This is a genomic window from Variovorax sp. GW821-FHT09B05 (assembly GCF_059418265.1).
The window spans coordinates 589,464-607,560 of record NZ_JBWKPN010000003.1 but is presented as its reverse complement, the minus strand read 5'-3'; the positions used below and the strand labels follow the sequence as shown (position 1 = coordinate 607,560).

Sequence of the window (18,097 nt, the reverse complement as noted above, 5' to 3'; positions counted from 1 at the left end):
CTGCAAGGCCCTGATTTTTTTCCTCCCCACGTCTTTCCACCGTCTCTCACGCCTCCGCCGGGCTTGCTGGCGGCCACGCCATGACCACCACCTCCCCCGACGATTTCGCCACCCTGTCGCTCGCGCCGCAGATGCTGGCCAACCTCGCGCAGCTCGGCTACGCGCGCATGACGCCGATCCAGGCCGCGAGCCTGCCGAGCGCGCTGCTCGGCAAGGACCTGATCGCCCAGGCCAAGACCGGCAGCGGCAAGACCGCCGCCTTCGCGCTGGCGCTGCTGGCCAACCTCAATCCGCGCCGCTTCGCGGTGCAAGCGATGGTGCTGTGCCCCACGCGCGAACTGGCCGACCAGGTCACGACCGAGATCCGCCGGCTGGCGCGCGCGGAAGAGAACATCAAGGTGGTCACGCTGTGCGGCGGCGTCGCGCTGCGCGGGCAGACCGCGAGCCTGGAGCACGGCGCCCACGTGGTGGTGGGCACGCCGGGGCGGATCATGGACCACCTCGAGCGCGAGAACCTCACGCTCGACGCGCTCAACACGCTGGTGCTCGACGAGGCCGACCGCATGCTCGACATGGGCTTCTTCGACGACATCGTGACCGTGGCGCGCCAGTGCCCGAAGGAGCGCCAGACGCTGCTGTTCTCGGCCACCTACCCCGAGGGCATCGCCAAGCTCGCGCAGCAGTTCATGAAGGACCCGCAGCAGATCGCGGTGCAGGCCCAGCACACGGGCAGCGCGATCCGCCAGCGCTGGTACCAGATCAAGGACGGCGAACGGCTGCACACGGTGAGCCGGCTGCTCGACCACTTCCGCCCGGCCAGCACGCTGGCCTTCTGCAACACCAAGCAGCAGTGCCGCGACCTGGTCGACGTGCTGCAGGCACAGGGCTTCAGCGCGCTCGCGCTGTTCGGCGAACTCGAGCAGCGCGAACGCGACCAGGTGCTGGTGCAGTTCGCCAACCGCAGCTGCTCAGTGCTGGTGGCCACCGACGTGGCGGCGCGCGGCCTGGACATCGCGCAGCTCGAGGCGGTGATCAACGTCGACGTGACGCCCGATGCCGAGGTGCACGTACACCGCATCGGCCGCACCGGCCGCGTCGGCCAGCAGGGCGGCGCCGAAGGCCTGGCGCTGAACCTCGCGAGCATGGACGAGATGGGCTTCGTCGGAAAGATCGAGCAGCTGCAGGGCCGCGAGTCCGAATGGCACGAACTGGCCGAGCTCACGCCCGGCAAGGGCGCGCCGCTCGCGCCGCCGATGGCCACGCTGCAGATCGTGGGCGGGCGCAAGGAGAAGATCCGCGCCGGCGACGTGCTGGGCGCGCTGACCGGCGACTGCGGCTATGCGAAGGAGCAGGTCGGCAAGATCAACGTCAACGAGTACTCGACCTACGTCGCGGTCGAGCGCGGCATCGCCGCCGAGGCGACGCGCAAGCTCAACGACGGCCGCATCAAGGGCAAGAGCGTCAAGGTCCGGCTGCTGGATCTCTGAGGTCGCCCGCGAGCGCCGCGGCACCGCCGGCCGCCGAAGTCGGCGCGACCGGCGCATCGAGCACCGGCACCGCGTCTTCGGGCGGCGGCGGCGCGACATCCTCGCGCAGCGCCAGCCGGTTCGCGAGCCGGAACGCCACCGTCACCGCGAGCACGCCGAAGATCGAGGCGCCCACCGCCTGCCCGATCAGCACGCCGGCCGCACCGTACTGCGCGCCCCACCAGACGAAGGGCACCGTGCCCACGGTCGCGCGGCCCCAGTTGAAGACCGTCGACAGCAGCGGATGGCCGAGGTTGTTGAACGAGGCATTGGCCACGAACAGGCCGCCCGCGAAGAAGAAGCTGGCCGCGAGCCAGCTGCAGAACAGCGCGATCAGCTCGGCCGAGATGCCGTCGGCCGAGAAGGCGCGGATCAGGACGTCCTGCCCCAGCGCCAGCACCGCCCAGGCCACCGCCACCGACACGCCCATGACCAGCAGGCTGTCGCGCAGCCCCTGGCGCACGCGCCGGTACTGCCCGGCGCCGAGGTTCTGCGCCAGGATCGGCCCGACCGCGCCGCTCAGCGCATAGACCAGCCCGAAGGCCACCGGGCTCACGCGGTCGATGGTGGCGGCGCCGGCCACGGCCGCGGGCCCGAACTGCGCGATGGTGTGGGTGACGAAGGCGGCGCTCACCGGCGTCGCGAGATTGGTCAGCACCGCCGGCCCGGCCACCGCGGCCATCGCGCGGGCGTCGGCGCCCAGTTGCTTCGGCTCGAAGCGGCCCAGCATGCGGTGCCGCACCGCCACGCCATGCAGCCCGACCGCGGCCAGCGCCAGCCGCGAGAACACGGCGCTCACGGCGGCGCCGTCGAGCCCCATGCCGAAGCCGAAGATCAGGATCGGGTCGAGCACCGCGGTGACGAAGGCGCCGATCAGGGTGACCATCATGGCGCGCCGCGCGTCGCCGACCGCGCGCAGCAGCGCCGAGCAGGCCATGCCGATCCCGAGCAGCGGCATCGTGTGCACCGTGATCGCGAGGTAGCGCTGCGCGAAGCGCGCGGTCTCGCCCTCGGCGCCCAGCGCATGCACGGCCGGGCCGAGGAAGAAGGCGGTGCCGCTGCCGGCCACCAGCGAGATCGCGGCCATCAGCACCAGGCTCGCGGTGGCGATGCGGCGCGCATCATGGGCGCGGCCCGCGCCCACGGTGCGCGAGACCACGGCCGCGATGCCGATCATCAGCCCGATGCACAGCGAGGTGTGGAAGAAGCCGACCACGCCCGCGAAACCCACGGCCGCGGCGATGGCCTTCTCGCCGAGCAGCGAGATGTAGAACAGGTTGATCAGGTCGACCGCGAACACCGCGATCAGGCCGATGGCGCCGGTGCCCGCCATCACGCAGACATGCCGCAGCAGCGAGCCCGTGACGAACCTCGGCCGGGCCATGTCTCCCCCCATTGCGCTTTCTGGCATGCAAAATCCTCGCTGTGGCCTAATTACGCCTTCGAACTTCACTTTTACCCGAGCTTTCCATGCCCAAGAAAATCCGTACCGAAGCCGACCGTCTCGCCAGCCCGAAGCCCGTGCCCCTGCCCGGCTTCACCCTGCCGCGCAACGGTGGCGGCCAGAAGGTCAGCCTCGAGCGCGGCACCGCGACGCGCAGCAAGAAGAACCCCGGCAAGCGCGCCAAGAAGGGCGGCTGATCCGGCCTTCGCCGCCACGGCCCGCCGGGCCGGTGGCGCGAAACCCCGACAAACGCGCCCGCGGGCGCGTTTCGTCGTTGAGGGGCCCCTGCCAGGGGCTATAACCCTTCGATGTCCGACGACAACCAGATCCTGATCCCGCCCTCGTTCTTCGCCGTCTACACCGACGCGCGGCAGCGGCTGCGCGAACCCATCGGCGTGGTGCGCGAGCGCTACGAGATCTGCGAGGACCTGGCCAGCCATCTGGTGGGCCATGCGCAGATCCAGCACCACACCGAGGTGCCGGTCGAGAGCGAGATCCTGGCGCGCATCCGTGCCGGCCTGGCCGTGCCCGAGGCGGGCCTGCAGCCGGCCGAGGCCGACTGGGTGGTGCAGCGGCTGGCCGAGCTGCTGGGCTGGCCCGGGCCCGAACCGGTGCCGTCCGGGGACTGAGCCCCGGCGCCGCCGCCATGCTGCTCCAGGTCGGCGAACTCGCGCGGCGCACCGGGCTCACGGTGCGCACGCTCCATCACTACGACGCGATCGGCCTGCTCGCGCCGTCGGCGCGCTCGGAGGCCGGCTACCGGCTCTACGGCCCCGACGACATCGCGCGGCTGCACGCGATCCAGGCGCTGCGGCTGCTCGGGCTGCCGCTGGCCGAGATCGGCGGGCTGCTGGGCGCGGGCGGCGAATCGCTGCCCGCGATCGTCGCGCGCCAGATCGCCGCGCTCGACCGGCAGATCGCGCAGGCCACCACGCTGCGCGAGCGGCTCGCGCTGCTCGAACAGCGGCTGGCCGAGGGCGGCCGGCCCGACACCGGCGACTGGCTCGCGACGCTCGAGCAGATGAGCACCTACGGCCGCTACTTCAGCCCGGAGGAGATCCGCGCGCTGATGGCGAACTGGAAGGCGGTGGCCGACCAGTGGCCGCCGCTGATCGCCGAGGTGAGCGAGCGCATGGCGCGCGGCGTGCCGGCCGATGCGCTCGAGCTGCAGCCGCTGGCCGCGCGCTGGATGACGCTGATGGGCCAGTGGATGGACGGCAACTACGACCTGATCGAGCGCTGGGGCGAGATGTACCGCAGCGAGCCGGTGGCGCGGCGCGACGACGGTCCCTCGGCCGCGCTGATCGGCTACATCGAGCAGGCCATCGGCCTGCGCATGGCCGCGCTGCTGCGCCACCTCGACGCCGAGGACTTCGCGCGCCTGGGCACGCCGCCCGACGCGGCCTGGCGCCGGCTCTCGGGCGAACTCGAGGCCCTGCAGGCCCAGGGCGCCACGCCCGGCGATCCGGCCGTGCAGGCGATCGCGCGCGAGTGGGCCGCGCTGTTCGATGCCTTCTGCGACCACGACCCGGGCATCGCGGCCCGGCTGATGCAGGCCATGGCCACCGAGCCCGTGCTGCAGGCCGCGGCGGTGACCGCCCCGCCGGTGCGCGAGCTGCTGCTGCGCGCCATGGCGACGCTGCGCGCGGCCTGAAAAACCTCTTCGCGCCCGCTTGACCCTGACGTTGCGTGAGGCCCAACAGTGGCCGCATGAACAACGCCAACACCCCTCCTTCCGCCCCGCAACGTCTGCACGCGCTCGACAACCTGCGCGCCCTCATGATGTGGCTGGGCATCGTGCTCCACGTGGCCCTCAACCACCTCACCGTCGCCTCGCCGCTGCCCTGGCGCGACCCGCAGACCTCGCGCGTCGCCGACCTGCTGCTGCTGTTCATCCACGGCTTCCGCATGCCGGTGTTCTTCGTCCTCGCGGGTTTCTTCGTCGCGCTGCTGATCGAGCGGCGCGGCGCCGGCGGCATGCTGCGCAACCGCGCGCTGCGGCTCGCCCTGCCCTTCGCGCTGTTCTGGCCGCCGCTGTTCGTGCTGACCACGCTGCTCGCGATGGTCTACATCCACCTCACGGTGCGCGGCGTGCCGGGACTCGATGCGGCACTGGCGCCGCCGCGCCCGCCGGGCGGCTCGCCGTTCAACACGCTGCACCTGTGGTTCATCTACCAGCTGTTCTGGTTCTGCGTGCTGGCCTGGGCCGGCGCGAAGCTGGGCCGCTTCGTGCCGGCGCGGCTGCGCGCGGGCTTTTCGCGCGGCTTCGCGCTGCTGGCACGCCAGCCCTGGGGCGTCCTGGTGCTGGCGCTGCCGCTGGCCGTGGCCGGGTCCTTCCATCCCACGGGCCTGGCGCCGCAGAGCGGCTCCTTCCTGCCGCCCTGGGGCGAATGGGTGCACAGCGGCCTGTTCTTCGTGTTCGGCCTGTGCCTGCACGGGCGGCAGGACCTGCTCACCCGCTTCGCCGCGCGCTGCCAGGGCCTGGCGCTCGCGGGCCTGGGCTTCTTCGGCGCGACGCTCGTGCTGCTGGGCGCCGCGCGCGGCACGACGCCCTTGCCGCATGCCGCCTTCTGGATCGCCTTCGCCTACGGCACCGCCGGCTGGCTCTGGAGCCTGGCGCTGATCGGCGCCTTCGTGCGCTGGCTGCCGCGGCGCAACGGCGTGCTCGACTACCTCTCGCGCAGCTCCTACTGGGTCTACCTGGTCCACATGCTCGGCACCGTCGGCTTCGGCGTCCTGCTGTTCCATGCGCCGCTGGGCGCGCTCGCGAAGATGGGCCTCAACATCGCGGCCACCTCGCTCGTCGCGCTCGCGAGCTATGAACTGCTGGCGCGCCGCACGCCCATCGGCCGGCTGCTCAACGGTCAGCGCGAGGCGAAGCGCTCGAGCAGGAAGTCGACGAAGGCGCGCGTCTTCGCGGCCAGGTGACGCGAGGGATAGACGGCATAGACCGGCGTGCGGTCGGCCTCCCAATCTTCGAGCACCGCCTCGAGCCGGCCCGCGGCCAGCTCGTGCGCGACGTAGATGCGCGGGATCAGGCTCAAGCCGAAGCCCGCGAGCAGCGCGTCGCGCACCGCGAGGCTGGAGCTGACCTTGTAGCGCCCGTCGACCGGCACCGCCACGCTGCGGCCGGCACGCCGGAAGGTCCACTTGTGGGCATGGCCCGAGAGCGTGAACTGCACGCAGTCGAAGGCCTTCAGGTCCTCGGGCCGCGCGGGCCGGCCACGGGCGGCGAAATAGGCCGGCGCGCCGCACAGCACGTGGGTCATGGTCGTGAGCTCGCGCGCCACCAGGCTCGAATCCTCGAGCCGGTCGCTGCCGCGGATCGCGAGGTCGTATCCGCCGCCGATCAGGTCGGTGCGCGCGTCCTGCAGGTCGAGCTCGAGCCTGAGGTTCGGATGGCGGTCCATGAAGGCCGGGATGCCGGGCGAGATGCAGGTCAGCGCGAAGGTCAGCGGCGCGCTGACCCGCAGCACGCCCGACGGGCTGCTGCCCATCGGCGCGAGCGCGGCGTCGGCCTCGCTCAGGTCGTCGAGGATGCGCGAGAGCCGCTGGTGGTAGGCGGCGCCGGCCTCGGTGAGGCTCATGCTGCGCGTGGTGCGGTTGATGAGCCGCACCTTCAGGTGCGCCTCGAGCTCGGCGATGTTCTTGCTGACCGCGGCGGCCGACAGCCCGAGCTGGCGCGCCGCGCCCGCGAAGCTGCCGCTGGCGGCGGCGGTGCGGAAGACCTGGAGGGCGGTGAGATGGTCCATGATCCACAACCATTGGTAATGAATCAATTCATTATTCAGACATTCACAACCAGCGGTCAATTGAATAGATTCAAGCTTCCATGACCGACACCACCGACCGCAGCGCCCGCCCTCCCGCCCGGGGCGCCGACATCCTGCTGACCGCCGCCGCGCCCGCGATCTGGGGCAGCACCTACATCGTCACCACCGAGCTGCTGCCCGCGAACTACCCGCTCACGGTCGCGATGCTGCGCGCCCTGCCCGCCGGCCTGCTGCTGCTGGCCATCGTGCGGCAGCTGCCCGAGCGCGCCTGGTGGGGCCGCATCCTGGTGCTGGGCGCGCTCAATTTCTCGCTGCTGTGGGCGATGCTGTTCATCGCGGCCTACCGGCTGCCGGGCGGGGTGGCGGCCACGATCACCTCGCTGCAGCCGCTGATGGTGGTGTTCCTCGCGAGCGCGCTGCTCGGCACGCAGGTGCGCGCGCTGTCGGTGGTGGCGGCCGCGGTGGGCTTCGGCGGCGTGGCGCTGCTGGTGCTCACGCCGCAGGCCAGGCTCGACGCGGTGGGCATCGCGGCGGCGCTCGCGGGCGCGGTGTCGATGGCCTTCGGGACCGTGCTGGCGCGGCGCTGGCAGCCGCCGGTCTCGGCGCTGACCTTCACCGCCTGGCAGCTCACCGCGGGCGGCCTGCTGCTGCTGCCGGTGGCGCTGTGGCTCGAACCGGCGCTGCCCCCGCTCACGGCCACCAACTGGCTGGGCTTCGGCTGGCTCGGGCTGGTGGGCGCCGCGCTGACCTACATCCTGTGGTTCCGTGGCGTGGCCCGGCTGGAGCCGGCCGCCATCGCCTCGCTGGCCTTCCTGAGCCCGGTGACGGCCGTGATCCTCGGCTGGGTGCTGCTGGGCCAGCGGCTGTCGCCGCTGCAGGTGGCGGGCATCGCCATCGTGATCGCGAGCATCTGGCTGAGCCAGCATGCGCAGCGCGGGGCGCTGCCCACGGCGGCGCGGCCCGCGACGCGCTGAAGGATCAGGCGGCCGTGGCCTGCTTGAGCAGGCTCAGGTAGCCGGGCTGCACCTCCATGCGCGCGGTGGTGCCGCCGCGCTGCAACAGCCGGTGCGCCTCGGGCAGGCTCCAGCACGGCAGGCTGGTGAACATGTGGTGTTCGCAGTGGTAGTTGACCCAGTAGGGCGCGATGAAGATGCGCTCGGCCAGGTTGGCATGCGTGGTGCGCGCCTGGCGCAGCGGATCGGCCTCGTTCTGCGCCACCAGCGCATGCTCGGCGATGTTGCGCACCCGGCTCACGAGCGGCAGCCAGGTCGCCATGGGCAGCAGCCACATCAGGACCCAGGCCCACCAGTAGCCGGCCAGCGCGAAGGCCAGCAGCCCGAGGCCGTTGGCGAGAAAGAAGCGCCGGTCCTTCGCGAGCTCGCGGCCGAAGGCCTTGAACGCCGATTCACCCAGCGCGCGCTGGCGGATGCCTTCGGCGACATGGCCGAAGCGCTGCTTGTAGAAGGTCTGGCCGCTGAGGTCGCGCACGACCTTGCGCCACATCGAGGCGCGCGAGATCGGGAACGGCGCCGACAGCACGAGGTCGGGGTCCTCGGTCTGCTGCACGAAACGGTGGTGCTGCAGGTGGTAGGGCCGGTAGTCGCGCAGGGTGGACGAGCACAGCCAGTGGCCGACCCAGTCGTTGACGCGGCGGTTGCGGTGCAGCCCCGCATGGGCCGCGTCGTGCATCAGGATGAACAGGCCGAGCTGGCGCGCGCCGACGATCGGCACCATCAGCGGAATGGTCCATGGCCACACGATGCCCACCAGCATCGCGAGGCCGATGACGCCCCAGCAGTGCGCGACCAGCCACAACCCCCTCCACGACGAGCGCGCGGTCAGCGCCTGCCATTCGTCGGTGCTGAAGAAATCCTCGGGACGGGCTCGGGGTGCGGCGGCCATCGGGCCAGTATGCGCCGCGGGTGCGCGCGATGCACGCGGAATTCCCCGCAGGCCCGCGCAGACGCCTAGCGGTCGATGATCTTGCGCGCGAAGCGCTCGAGGTAGTCCATCAGCCGGTCGGCGCCCGCGGTGGCGGCGGCCTCGTCGCCGGTGGCGATGCCCTGCGCCAGTTCGAGGTGGGCGTTGGCGCCCTCGACGATCTCGCCCTGGTGCTGGTAGGCGTACCAGAAGCGGCGGCACTGCACGATCAGCGGCGTGACGGCCTTGACGGCCGAGTCGTTGTGGCTGGCCTGGTGGTTCACCAGGTCGAGCGCATGGTCGGCGCGCATGTAGCCATCGAGGTCGCCGCGCGCGGCCGCCTCCACCATCTGCTCGGCGCAGCGCACGATCTCCTTGCGCTGCGGCGCGGTGGCGCGGCGCGCGGAGCAGGTGGCGATCAGCTGCTCGAGCACGCGGCGCGTCTGCACCACGTCGAGGTGGTCGGCGAGGTCGATGGTCGACACCAGCAGGCCGCGGCGCGCCTGCTGCACGACGAGGCCGATCGACACCATGCGCATCAGCGCCTCGCGCACCGGCGTGCGGCCCAGGCCGGTGCGCTCGGCCAGCTCGGCCTCGACGATCTGGCTGCCGGGCTCGAGCTGCAGCGTGGACAGCAGGGTCTCGATGGCGTCGTAGGCCATGTCGGCGGCGCGGCGCTTCGGGGCGGACGCGGGGGCAGGGACGGTGATCGGAGCAGCCATGGAGGTTCGGGAACGCGGATCTGCGTAGTGTGGATCAGTCCGGGTCGCGCGCGCCCAGGCCGGCCAGCGTCGCGATGCGCACGGGCGACAGCGGCGGCCGTGGCGCGGGCGGCGTCCAGCCGAACAGGAATTGCGCGGCGTCTCCGCACACGCGCCCCTGGCACGGGCCCATGCCGCAGCGCTGGTGCAGCTTGGCGTCGGTCCAGCCGCCACAGCCGGCGAGCGCCGCGAAGGGCACGTCCTCGCAGCGGCACACCAGCGTGTCGGGCCGGGCCAGCGCGCGGATCGCGGGACCGGGCGCGAAGCTGCGGTGCAACCGCGTGGCGAAAGCGTTCCAGCGCGCACGTTCGGCGTATTGCAAGCGTGCGGCCTTGTCGTCGCCAACGGCCGCATGGCCCGCGATGGCGCCCTGCGCGAGCGCGCGTTCGCTGCCGCCGAAGCCCGTGCATTCGCCGGCCGCGTAGACGTCGTCGAGGTTGGTGGCCTGCCGCTCGTCGACGGCCAGCGCGAGCGTGCCGCTGTTGCCGAAGGGCGCGAGCGCGCAGCCGAGCATCTGGCCGAGCTGGGTGTTGGGCACGAGGCCGAAACCGCAGGCCAGGCGCTCGCAGGCCATCTCCTGCAGGCGGCCGCCCTGGTTCAGGCGCACCGATTCGAGCTGCGTCGTGCCCAGTGCCTCGACCACGTGCGAGCCGGTGCGGTAGGCCGCATCGGCCAGCGTCAGCGCCTGCACCGCCTTGCCGGACCAGCGCGCGAGCCCCAGCGCGAAGCCCGCGACCGCGCCGAAGGCCGCCTGCTCGGCGATGCGCAGCACCTTCGCGCCGGCCTGGCGCGCGGTGGCCGCGGCCGCCAGCAGCAGCGGGCCGGTGCCGGCGACGACGATGCGCTCGCCCGCCACCGGCAGGCCGGCCTTGATCAGCGCCTGCAGGCCGCCCGCGCCGGTCACGCCGGGCAGGGTCCAGCCCGGGAAGGGCAGCAGGCGTTCGCGTGCGCCGGTGCACAGCACGAGCCTGCCCCAGCGCAGGCGCCAGGCGCGCTCCGCCTCTTCGAGCAGCAGCTCGCGCGGCGCGCTGGCGGCCACCACGCGCGTGCCGCTGTGCATGCGCACGTTGGCGCGGGCAGCCAGCGCCTCGCGCAACCGGCGCGCGGCCGGCGGCAAAGTGGCGCCGGGACCGTCGCGCCAGATCTGGCCGCCGGGTGCGGGGTTGTCGTCGATCACGACGATGGACGCGCCGCTGGGCGCGGCCGCCAGCGCGGCGGCCATGCCCGCGGGACCGGCGCCGACGATCAGCAGGTCGCAGTGTTCGAGCCCGATGGCGTCGGTGCTCATCGCAGGGTCTCCACGCGCATGCCTTCGCCGCAGACGGTCTGGCAGGCGAGGCGGCGACGGCCGTCGATGGCGACGCGGCATTCCTGGCAGATGCCCATGCCGCAGAAGGGCGCGCGCGGCTGGCCGGTGACGGAGACGCGCGCCACGCCCATGGCCGGGGTCGTGTCGGCGATGCGCAGCGCGGCGGCGACCGAGCTGCCGGCCGCGACGCGCACCTCGCGGCCGTCGATCTGCAGCAGGACCTGCGTCATGCCACCGTCTCCAGCAGCCGCCCGGGCGCAAAGGGCCGCGCATCGAACGGCGGCGCGGTGCCCGTCATCAGCGCCACCAGCAGCTCGGCGCTGCCCGGCGCGGTGGTCACGCCCAGGCCTTCGTGGCCGAGCGCGAGCCACAGCTTCTCGCGCCACGGATGCGCGCCCAGCAGCGGCAGGCCGTCGGGCGTGGCGGCGCGCAGGCCGGTCCAGCTGCGGATGGCGCTGAGTTCGCCGAGGCCCGGCAGGTAGTCGATCGCGCGCCGCAGCATGCGCGCGAGCATCGCGGGCTCGACCGCGGGATCGGTGGTGTCGAACTGCCGCGAGGAACCGACCAGCAGCTGCCCCGTGGGCCGCGGCTGCACGTTGAGGGCGACCGAGTCGCCCTCGGCATGGTGCGCGCTGGTGACGTAGCCGAGCTCGACCAATTGGTGCCGCACGGTGCCCGGATAGCGGTCGGTGATCAGCAGATGGCCCTTCTTGGGCCGCAGCGGCAGTTCGGGGCACAGCGCGGCCGCCTCGAGGCCGGCGGCCAGCACGACCTGCGCGGCGCGGCGCCGACCGCCGTCGGCCAGAAGCAGCGTTCCATCGTCCTCGATGGCCGCGACCTGGGCCTGCTCGAATTCGATCGCGGCGCCCGCGTCCGCGAGCAGCCAGCGCGCCGCGTTGGGCGCATAGAGGATGCCGTCGCCCGGCACCTCGAGCGCGCCCGCGAGGCCGGCGCGCAATGCCGGTTCGGCCATGGCCAATGCCTTCGCGTCGAGCAACCGGCTCGCGACGCCCAGCGCGGCGAGCCGCTCGCGCTTGCGCTCGGCCTCGGCCATCTCCGCGTCGTCGGCGGCGATCCAGAGCGTGCCGCAGGCGCTGTGCGCGCAATCGGCCGGCATGCGCGGCGCGAGCGCGCGCCACAGGTCGATCGAGCGGCTGCTGAGTTCGAGCTCGGCGCGGTTGTCGTCCATCGCCACGAGATGGCCCATGCCGGCGCCGGTGGCGCCGCCCCGGCCCGCATCGATCACGCGCACACGGCGGCCGGCGCGCGCGAGCGCATGCGCGCAGGTGGCGCCGACGATGCCGGCGCCGATGACGATCGCGTCCGCGTCGGCCATCTGCCGTGTCAGAGCCGGATGCCCCAGCCGAAGGGATCGGCCTCGTCGATCAGCAGGGTGGCTTCGGCGCTGATGTGGGCGCGGCCGCGCAGTGTGGGGATGACGCGGCCGTCGTCGGCAGGCTCGTAGCTGGCCTCGAAGCGGCTGCCGATCACGCTGGCCTGCGTCCACACCTGGCCGGGCGCGAGCTTGCCGTCGGCCGCGAGGCAGGCGATCTTGGCGCTGGTGCCGGTGCCGCAGGGCGAGCGGTCGTAGGCATTGCCGGGGCACAGCACGAAGTTGCGGCTGTCGGCGCCGTCCGCGTCGTCGGCGAACAGTTCGATGTGGTCGATCTCCGCACCTTCGGCGCCGGTGATGCCTTGCGCCGCGAGCGCGCGCCGCAGCACGGCCGTGTAGTCGGTGAGCGCGGCGAGGTTGTCGCTCGCCACGCGCTGGCCGTGCGCGGCCTCGCTCACGAGGAAGAACCAGTTGCCGCCCCAGGCCACGTCGCCGCGCACCGTGCCGTGGCCCGGCAGCTCGACGGCCACTTGGTGCAGGTGCCGGTACGCGGGCACGTTGCGCACGCTGACCGCGCCATCCGCGTGCAGCGTGGTGGTGACGGTGCCCACGGGCGTTTCGATGCGATGCTCGCCGGGGCCGATGCGGCCCATGTGCGCGAGGCTCGCGACCAGGCCGATGGTGCCGTGGCCGCACATGCCGAGGTAGCCCGCGTTGTTGAAGAAGATCACGCCGGCCGCGGCATCGGCCGCAACCGGTTCGCACAGCAGCGCACCGACCACGACGTCGCTGCCGCGCGGCTCGAGCACGGTGGCGGCGCGCCAGGGGTCGTGCCGCTCGGCCAGCAGCGCGCGGCGCTCGGCCATGCTGCCGCGGCCGAGGTCGGGAAAGCCGCCGGTCACGAGGCGGGTGGGCTCGCCGCCGGTGTGCGAGTCGATGATCTGGATGCGGTGCATGGGGGTGGGCGCATCGCCATCCGTGAAGACGGCGATGCGTTGAAGAAAAGAGAGGAGGAAGGGGCCGCGGCCCCTTCCCGGGAGACGCGACTCAGTAGCTCGCGAGCGCCGTCGGCGCGGCGTTCTTGAAGGTGAACACCGTGATCGGCGCCTGCTTCATGTTGCCCTTGTCGTCGTAGGCATAGGTCGCGGCCACACCCTTGTAGGTGGTCTTGTAGAGCTCGGCGCCGACCTTGTCGGGATCGATCGAGTTGGCCTTGGCCATCGACTCGCCGATGAACATCACCTGGTCGTAGTACGAGGCCGCGTAGGCATCGGCATCGGCGCCGAAGCGCTTCTTGAACTTCTCCTTGAAGGCCGGACCGCTGACCGCCTTCTCGAGGATCGAACCGCCCTGGGCGCAGAACACCGCGTCATTGACCGCGTCGCCGCCGAGCTTGCCCATCGCGGGGCTGCACAGCGTGTCGCCGCCGAGCAGCTTGGCGTTGATGCCGAGCTGCTTCATCTGCCGCGTCATCGGCGCGCCCTGCGGTGCGTAGCCGCCGAAGAAGATCGCCTCGGGCTGCTTGGCCTTCATGTTGGTCAGGATGGCGGTGAAGTCGACCGCCTTGTCGGTGGTGAACTCCTGGCCGACCACGGTGAGGCCCTGCTTCTTCGCTTCCTTGGTGAACTCCTCGGCGAGCCCCTGGCCGAAGGCGGTGCGGTCGTCGATCACGCCGACCTTGGTGACCTTGAGCACCTTGGCCGCGTAGACGGCCATGCTGCCGCCGATCTGGTTGTCGCTCGCGATGATGCGGTAGAGGTTCTTGTAGCCGCCCTGCGTGACCTTCGGGTTGGTGCCCACGGTCGACAGCAGCACGCCGCCGTCGCTGTAGACGCGCGAGGCCGGGATGGCCACGCCCGAGCAGTACGGGCCCATGACGAACTTGACGTTGTCGTCGACGAACTTCTGCGCCACGGCCACGCCGCTCTTGGCGTCGCAGGCATCGTCCTCCGACTTCAGTTCGAACTTGAGCGTCTTGCCGCCGACCACGAGCTTCTTCGCGTTGAGCTCCTCGATCGCGAGGCGCACGCCGTTCTCGTTGTCCTTGCCCGCGAATGCATTGGGGCCGGAGAGCGGCCCGGTATGGCCGATCTTGACCACCTGCTCCTGCGCCTTCGCCTGGGTTGCGAGGGCGAGCGCCACGAGGCCGAGCAGCGGAATCATCTTCGATGGTGTCTTCATGCTTCTTCCTGGATAAAGGGACACGGAGGGTACGGGGGAAACGAGGGCGCCGCCCTCGGGGGAAACGCAGCAAACGAAGGGCTTAGGCGACCGACTGGTACTTGGCCGGGCGGGTCGCGAGCGCCTTCTTCACGATGGCCTCGATGGCCTCGCGTTCGGCGCCCACCAGCGGCAGGCGCGGACGGCGCACGTGCTCGGTGCCCACGCCCACGAGGTGGTCGATCAGCTTGAGGTTCTGGACCAGCTTGGTCGAGACGTCGAGGTGCAGCATCGGCGTCATCCACTGGTAGAGCTCGAGCGCCTCGGCGAACTGGCCGGCCTTCATCAGGTCGTACAGCGCCACGGTCTCGCGCGGGAACGCGCAGCCCACGCCGGCCAGCAGGCCATCGCAGCCCAGCGCCAGGCCCTCGTAGGCGAGGTCGTCCACGCCGAGGAACAGCTGGTAGCGGTCGCCGACCGTGTTGCGCAGGTCGGTGATGCGGCGGATGTTGTCGGTGCTCTCCTTGATGGCCGCGATCCATTCGCAGTCGGCCAGCTCGACCATGTGCTCGGGCTTGAGGTCGACGCGGTAGGCCACCGGGTTGTTGTAGACCATCACCGGCTTCTGCGCCGCGTTGGCGATGGTGCGCACGTTGAGCATGGCTTCGCGCGCGTCGGCCACGTAGATCACCGAGGGCATGACCATGTAGCCGGCCACGCCGAGCTTGTTGCCGCCCTCGACGTAGCGCAGCGCCTCGCGCGTGCTGGTCTCGGACACGTTGGCCAGCACCGGGATGCGGCCGTCGGCGGCCTCGAGCGCGATCTGCGCGACCTGCAGCTTCTCCTCGAGCGACAGCGTGCTGGCTTCGCCGAGCGAGCCGCAGGTGACGAGGCCATGGATGCCGTTGCGGATCTGGAAGTCGATGTGGCGCGCGGTGCCTTCGGCATCGATGCGCTCGTCGGCATGGAACTTGGTGGTGACGGCGGGGAAGATGCCTTGCCAGCGGGGGTTGCTCACGAATTCGCTCCTTGGATGGGCCCGAATGGGCGGGGCTGGGACGGAGCGGATTTAAATATATTAACGATATACCGTCAATATTCTCGTAAACGAGCATGCGCCCGGCAGGGCCTGCCGGGCGCGGTTCCAGGGATGGTGGGAACGCCTACTTGTGGCCGTCGGCCGGGCTCAGCGTGTGGCCCTTGAGCCTGACGGCCTTGCCGATCGGCGGCGCGCTGCGCGTCTCGACGCTGCGCAGCGTGCCGTTGTCCATGCGCACGCCGACCTGGTAGACGGTGACCGTGTGGGTGCGCTTCTCGATCTCGTTGCCCGCGTAGCCGCCGCCGACGGCGCCGAGCACGGTCGCGGCCGTGCGGCCGCCGCCATGGCCGATCTGGTTGCCCACCAGCCCGCCGACCACGCCGCCGGCCACCATGCCGACGCCGCTCGGGCGCTGGGTGCGCTGCACGGCGCGCACCGTCTCGACATGGCCGCAGACCGCGCAGGGCGGGGCGGCCGCCGGTTCGGGCGCGGCGGCCATTGGCGCGGGGCCTGTGGCTGGAACGGGCTGCGGCGCGGCATTCATGGCCGGAGCGGGCGCCGCCGTGGTCGCGCTCGCGGTCGGGCCGGACGGCAAGGGCTGAAGCGCCGGCGGCGCCGCATCGGGCTTGAAGTCGTCGGGCGCCGGGCCCGTGGCCAGGGCCACGGGCGGCGACGCCGCCGTGCCGCCCTGGTGCTTCTGCCACAGCGCGCCGCCGAGCGCGGCCACCGCCACCGCGAGCACGCCGATCACCACCCAGAGCTTCTGCGTTCCGCCCTGGCGCGAGGTCATGCCTGTTGTCGTTGTCTGTTCCATGAAAGCCTTCCTTCCTGCGGTCCGGCCTACGAGCCGGAACCCGTTCACAGCATCGCCCGCGGAAGGCCGAAGTCAATGCACGGGCGTCCTACACGCCGGCACGCGGCGAGCGCATACGGCTGGAGGACGAGACCGGGTCAGGGCGTCGCGGCGGGCGCCACGCCCGAAAGAAAGCGCCGCGCCTCGGCGCGCATGCCGCGGGAAACGGCCTCCCAGGTCCGCGCGGGAAAGTCCGCGGGCAGCGCGGCCTCGACCTCGGCCAGCGCCTCGTCGAGGGTCTCGACCATCGCGAGCATCGCGCGCCAGGTGTCGTCGCCACCGTTGCGCATCGCGAGCCCCCACCAATGGCGGGCCTGGATGGTGTGCAGCGCGTAGTGCGCGTTCTTCGAGCGCACGGCCATCGCCAGCTCGGCCCGGCGCGGCTGGAACTGGCTCGCGCCGTTGCCGAAGTAGGGCCACATCGACAGCACGTCGTAGAGCGGCGTCATCTCGTAGACGTCGCCGCGCTGCAGGTGGAGCGAGAAGTTCTTGGCATGCCCGTCGGTGGCCGCCAGCAGGAAGAAGGCGAGCTGCGCGAGCAGGAACAGCGTGCCGTCGTCCCGGCTGCGGCTTCCCTGCAGCAGTTGCAGGCAGCGGGTCATGCCGGGGCCGCCGTGCTGCTCGTACTTGCGCTCGGGCGGCAGCGCCATCGCCTGGCAGAAATCTTCCTGCGGCAGGCGCGCGATCCAGCGCTCGCCGTTCGCGCCCGCCATCCACTCGCGGTCGAAGCGCTCGACCGCCAGCACCTTCTGGTCGCCGAAGGTCGCGATGGACGTCGGCGCGACCGGCAGGCCCAGCGCGCCGACGATCCGCGCGCAGAGCCATTCGTTCTGCACCGAGTCCGAGGCATCGACGCGCCGCGACCCCCCGATCAGCCCCAGCGGCAGCTTGAGGATGTGGGTGGTCGGCGTGGCGCCATGCGGGCGGCACCAGCGGCCGTCGACGCGGGTCAATGCGGTCTTTTCCTGCGCGCCGGCCAGCGAGATGCGGAACAGGTCGCGGTCGCGCAGCCGCTCGGGCGTCGATTCGGTCGGCACGGCGCGCAGCAGTTCGGCCACCTGCTCGTCGGCGAGCGGCTCGCAGTTCACGCGATCCCAGCCTTCGGGCACCGCGCCGTCGGGCAGCAGCTGCACCGCGCCCACGCAGTCGCGGCCGATGGCTTCGAGCAGGTCGAAGACCCTGGTGTTCTTGAGCCCGAAGCGCTGGCCCAGCCGCGCGCGGATCCGCTCGTTGTCGGGCAGCAGGTTGTCGAAGTAGTTGCGCACCGCCTCGCCCTGGACTTCGAGCGCCGTGGTGATCGGCAGCGAGAGCGACAGTGAGCGCCGCCGCGGCGACGCGAGCCAGGCGGGCTCGTACCGGAAGGTGTGGGATTCGCGATCGACCGACCAGGTGCCGACGAGTTCGCCGTTCATCCAGGCCTTGAGCGCGCGCCTCACCAGGAGCCCTTCCTCGGCGTGGCGGCGAAGCGCCCGCGGACGGCGGGCGCGGGGCCATCCGCGACGGGGCGCGGTGCCTGCGGTTCGGGGGGCGACGGGGCGGCCGCCGCCGGTTCGGCGCCTTTTTCCTGGGCGACCGGCGAGGCCGGCAACGGCATCCGCCCATAGGCGCGCACCGCGTTGCGATCCTTCGCGCGCTGGTCGCCATCGGGGAGTTCGGCGCTCGCCGGCGCCGCGAAGGCCGGGGCCTCGTCTTCGTCGCGCAGCGAGATCGACGCGCCCAGCGCCGCCAGCAGCTTCATCAGCTGTTCGAAACCGACGGCCCCCGGATTCGCCTCGATCTCGGCGATCCGGGCCTGGCTGACGCCGACGAGGGCGCCGGCCTGCGCCTGCGTCAGGCCGCGCTTCTTCCGCAGCGCCTGGAGGTGCGCCCGGAGCTGGTCGGCAAAACGAAGGGGGTAGTCCATCTTGCTTCCAAGATATAGGCCCTCCCTTGTTTTGTCAATTTATAGGTTTTGGCTTATTTTTACCTTTTATCTGCCG

19 protein-coding genes are annotated in these 18,097 nt (G+C 71.8%); 6 read left to right on the top strand and 13 right to left on the bottom strand.

Annotation, left to right across the window (positions count from 1 at the left end; translation table 11 throughout):
• Nucleotides 1–80 precede the first annotated feature (80 nt).
• Nucleotides 81–1,487, top strand: a complete 1,407-nt coding sequence (dbpA, locus tag AC07RM_RS11230; RefSeq protein WP_296774814.1) for an ATP-dependent RNA helicase DbpA — start codon at nucleotides 81–83, stop codon at nucleotides 1,485–1,487.
• Here the strand turns inward: dbpA and AC07RM_RS11225 are convergent.
• Nucleotides 1,462–2,910 carry an MATE family efflux transporter gene (locus tag AC07RM_RS11225; protein WP_495334484.1) on the bottom strand — a complete coding sequence of 483 codons (1,449 nt, stop codon included), beginning with the start codon at nucleotides 2,908–2,910 and terminating at the stop codon, nucleotides 1,462–1,464. The genes dbpA and AC07RM_RS11225 overlap by 26 nt on opposite strands.
• 86 nt (nucleotides 2,911–2,996) lie before the next feature.
• On the opposite strand from AC07RM_RS11225, the gene AC07RM_RS11220 reads away from it, so the two are divergent.
• The 4 genes from AC07RM_RS11220 to AC07RM_RS11205 all read left to right on the top strand — a co-directional run bounded on the left by AC07RM_RS11220 (nucleotide 2,997) and on the right by AC07RM_RS11205 (nucleotide 5,898).
• Nucleotides 2,997–3,167: a hypothetical protein gene (locus AC07RM_RS11220; RefSeq protein WP_172705803.1), complete on the top strand. Its 171-nt coding sequence runs from the start codon at nucleotides 2,997–2,999 to the stop codon at nucleotides 3,165–3,167.
• A gap of 111 nt (nucleotides 3,168–3,278) precedes the next feature.
• Entirely contained in the window at nucleotides 3,279–3,599 is a 321-nt protein-coding gene (locus tag AC07RM_RS11215) for a hypothetical protein (RefSeq protein ID WP_093351565.1), read from the top strand.
• A 17-nt stretch (nucleotides 3,600–3,616) separates the two neighbouring features.
• Nucleotides 3,617–4,624, top strand: coding sequence for a MerR family transcriptional regulator (locus AC07RM_RS11210; RefSeq protein ID WP_495334483.1), 1,008 nt, complete (start codon nucleotides 3,617–3,619; stop codon nucleotides 4,622–4,624).
• A 56-nt stretch (nucleotides 4,625–4,680) separates the two neighbouring features.
• Nucleotides 4,681–5,898, top strand: a complete 1,218-nt coding sequence (locus AC07RM_RS11205) for an acyltransferase family protein (protein ID WP_495334482.1) — start codon at nucleotides 4,681–4,683, stop codon at nucleotides 5,896–5,898.
• Here AC07RM_RS11205 and AC07RM_RS11200 read toward each other — a convergent pair.
• Nucleotides 5,835–6,722, bottom strand: coding sequence for a LysR family transcriptional regulator (locus AC07RM_RS11200; RefSeq protein WP_495334481.1), 888 nt, complete (start codon nucleotides 6,720–6,722; stop codon nucleotides 5,835–5,837). The genes AC07RM_RS11205 and AC07RM_RS11200 overlap by 64 nt on opposite strands.
• Nucleotides 6,723–6,802: 80 nt before the next feature.
• On the opposite strand from AC07RM_RS11200, the gene AC07RM_RS11195 reads away from it, so the two are divergent.
• Nucleotides 6,803–7,717: an EamA family transporter gene (locus tag AC07RM_RS11195; protein WP_495334480.1), complete on the top strand. Its 915-nt coding sequence runs from the start codon at nucleotides 6,803–6,805 to the stop codon at nucleotides 7,715–7,717.
• A gap of 4 nt (nucleotides 7,718–7,721) precedes the next feature.
• Here the strand turns inward: AC07RM_RS11195 and AC07RM_RS11190 are convergent, their stop codons facing one another.
• The 11 genes from AC07RM_RS11190 to AC07RM_RS11140 all read right to left on the bottom strand — a co-directional run bounded on the left by AC07RM_RS11190 (nucleotide 7,722) and on the right by AC07RM_RS11140 (nucleotide 18,021).
• A complete protein-coding gene (locus AC07RM_RS11190; protein ID WP_495334479.1) occupies nucleotides 7,722–8,645 on the bottom strand; it encodes a fatty acid desaturase family protein in 924 nt (307 codons plus the stop codon).
• Nucleotides 8,646–8,710: 65 nt separating this feature from the next.
• Nucleotides 8,711–9,385, bottom strand: a complete 675-nt coding sequence (locus AC07RM_RS11185) for a GntR family transcriptional regulator (protein WP_209540158.1) — start codon at nucleotides 9,383–9,385, stop codon at nucleotides 8,711–8,713.
• A gap of 34 nt (nucleotides 9,386–9,419) precedes the next feature.
• Nucleotides 9,420–10,712, bottom strand: a complete 1,293-nt coding sequence (locus tag AC07RM_RS11180) for an FAD-dependent oxidoreductase (RefSeq protein ID WP_495334478.1) — start codon at nucleotides 10,710–10,712, stop codon at nucleotides 9,420–9,422.
• A complete protein-coding gene (locus tag AC07RM_RS11175; protein ID WP_203203417.1) occupies nucleotides 10,709–10,963 on the bottom strand; it encodes a 2Fe-2S iron-sulfur cluster-binding protein in 255 nt (84 codons plus the stop codon). The genes AC07RM_RS11180 and AC07RM_RS11175 overlap by 4 nt, the downstream gene beginning before the upstream one ends.
• Complete coding sequence (locus AC07RM_RS11170) at nucleotides 10,960–12,069, bottom strand: NAD(P)/FAD-dependent oxidoreductase (protein ID WP_495334477.1); 1,110 nt, start codon at nucleotides 12,067–12,069, stop codon at nucleotides 10,960–10,962. The genes AC07RM_RS11175 and AC07RM_RS11170 overlap by 4 nt, the downstream gene beginning before the upstream one ends.
• Nucleotides 12,070–12,077: 8 nt before the next feature.
• The gene (locus AC07RM_RS11165; protein WP_495334476.1) at nucleotides 12,078–13,022 is read right to left on the bottom strand and encodes a 4-hydroxyproline epimerase; all 945 of its coding nucleotides are present in this window, start codon (nucleotides 13,020–13,022) and stop codon (nucleotides 12,078–12,080) included.
• Between the two features lie 91 nt (nucleotides 13,023–13,113).
• On the bottom strand, nucleotides 13,114–14,247 hold the full coding sequence (locus AC07RM_RS11160) for a branched-chain amino acid ABC transporter substrate-binding protein (RefSeq protein ID WP_203203420.1): 1,134 nt from the start codon (nucleotides 14,245–14,247) through the stop codon (nucleotides 13,114–13,116).
• Between the two features lie 82 nt (nucleotides 14,248–14,329).
• Nucleotides 14,330–15,244 carry a dihydrodipicolinate synthase family protein gene (locus tag AC07RM_RS11155; protein ID WP_489041140.1) on the bottom strand — a complete coding sequence of 305 codons (915 nt, stop codon included), beginning with the start codon at nucleotides 15,242–15,244 and terminating at the stop codon, nucleotides 14,330–14,332.
• Between the two features lie 145 nt (nucleotides 15,245–15,389).
• Nucleotides 15,390–16,079 (bottom strand): outer membrane lipoprotein, encoded by a 690-nt coding sequence (locus AC07RM_RS11150; protein WP_495334475.1) that lies wholly within the window; start codon nucleotides 16,077–16,079, stop codon nucleotides 15,390–15,392.
• A 137-nt stretch (nucleotides 16,080–16,216) separates the two neighbouring features.
• Nucleotides 16,217–17,557 carry a HipA domain-containing protein gene (locus AC07RM_RS11145; RefSeq protein WP_495334544.1) on the bottom strand — a complete coding sequence of 447 codons (1,341 nt, stop codon included), beginning with the start codon at nucleotides 17,555–17,557 and terminating at the stop codon, nucleotides 16,217–16,219.
• A complete protein-coding gene (locus AC07RM_RS11140) occupies nucleotides 17,551–18,021 on the bottom strand; it encodes a helix-turn-helix domain-containing protein (RefSeq protein ID WP_495334474.1) in 471 nt (156 codons plus the stop codon). The genes AC07RM_RS11145 and AC07RM_RS11140 overlap by 7 nt, the downstream gene beginning before the upstream one ends.
• Nucleotides 18,022–18,097 lie beyond the last annotated feature (76 nt).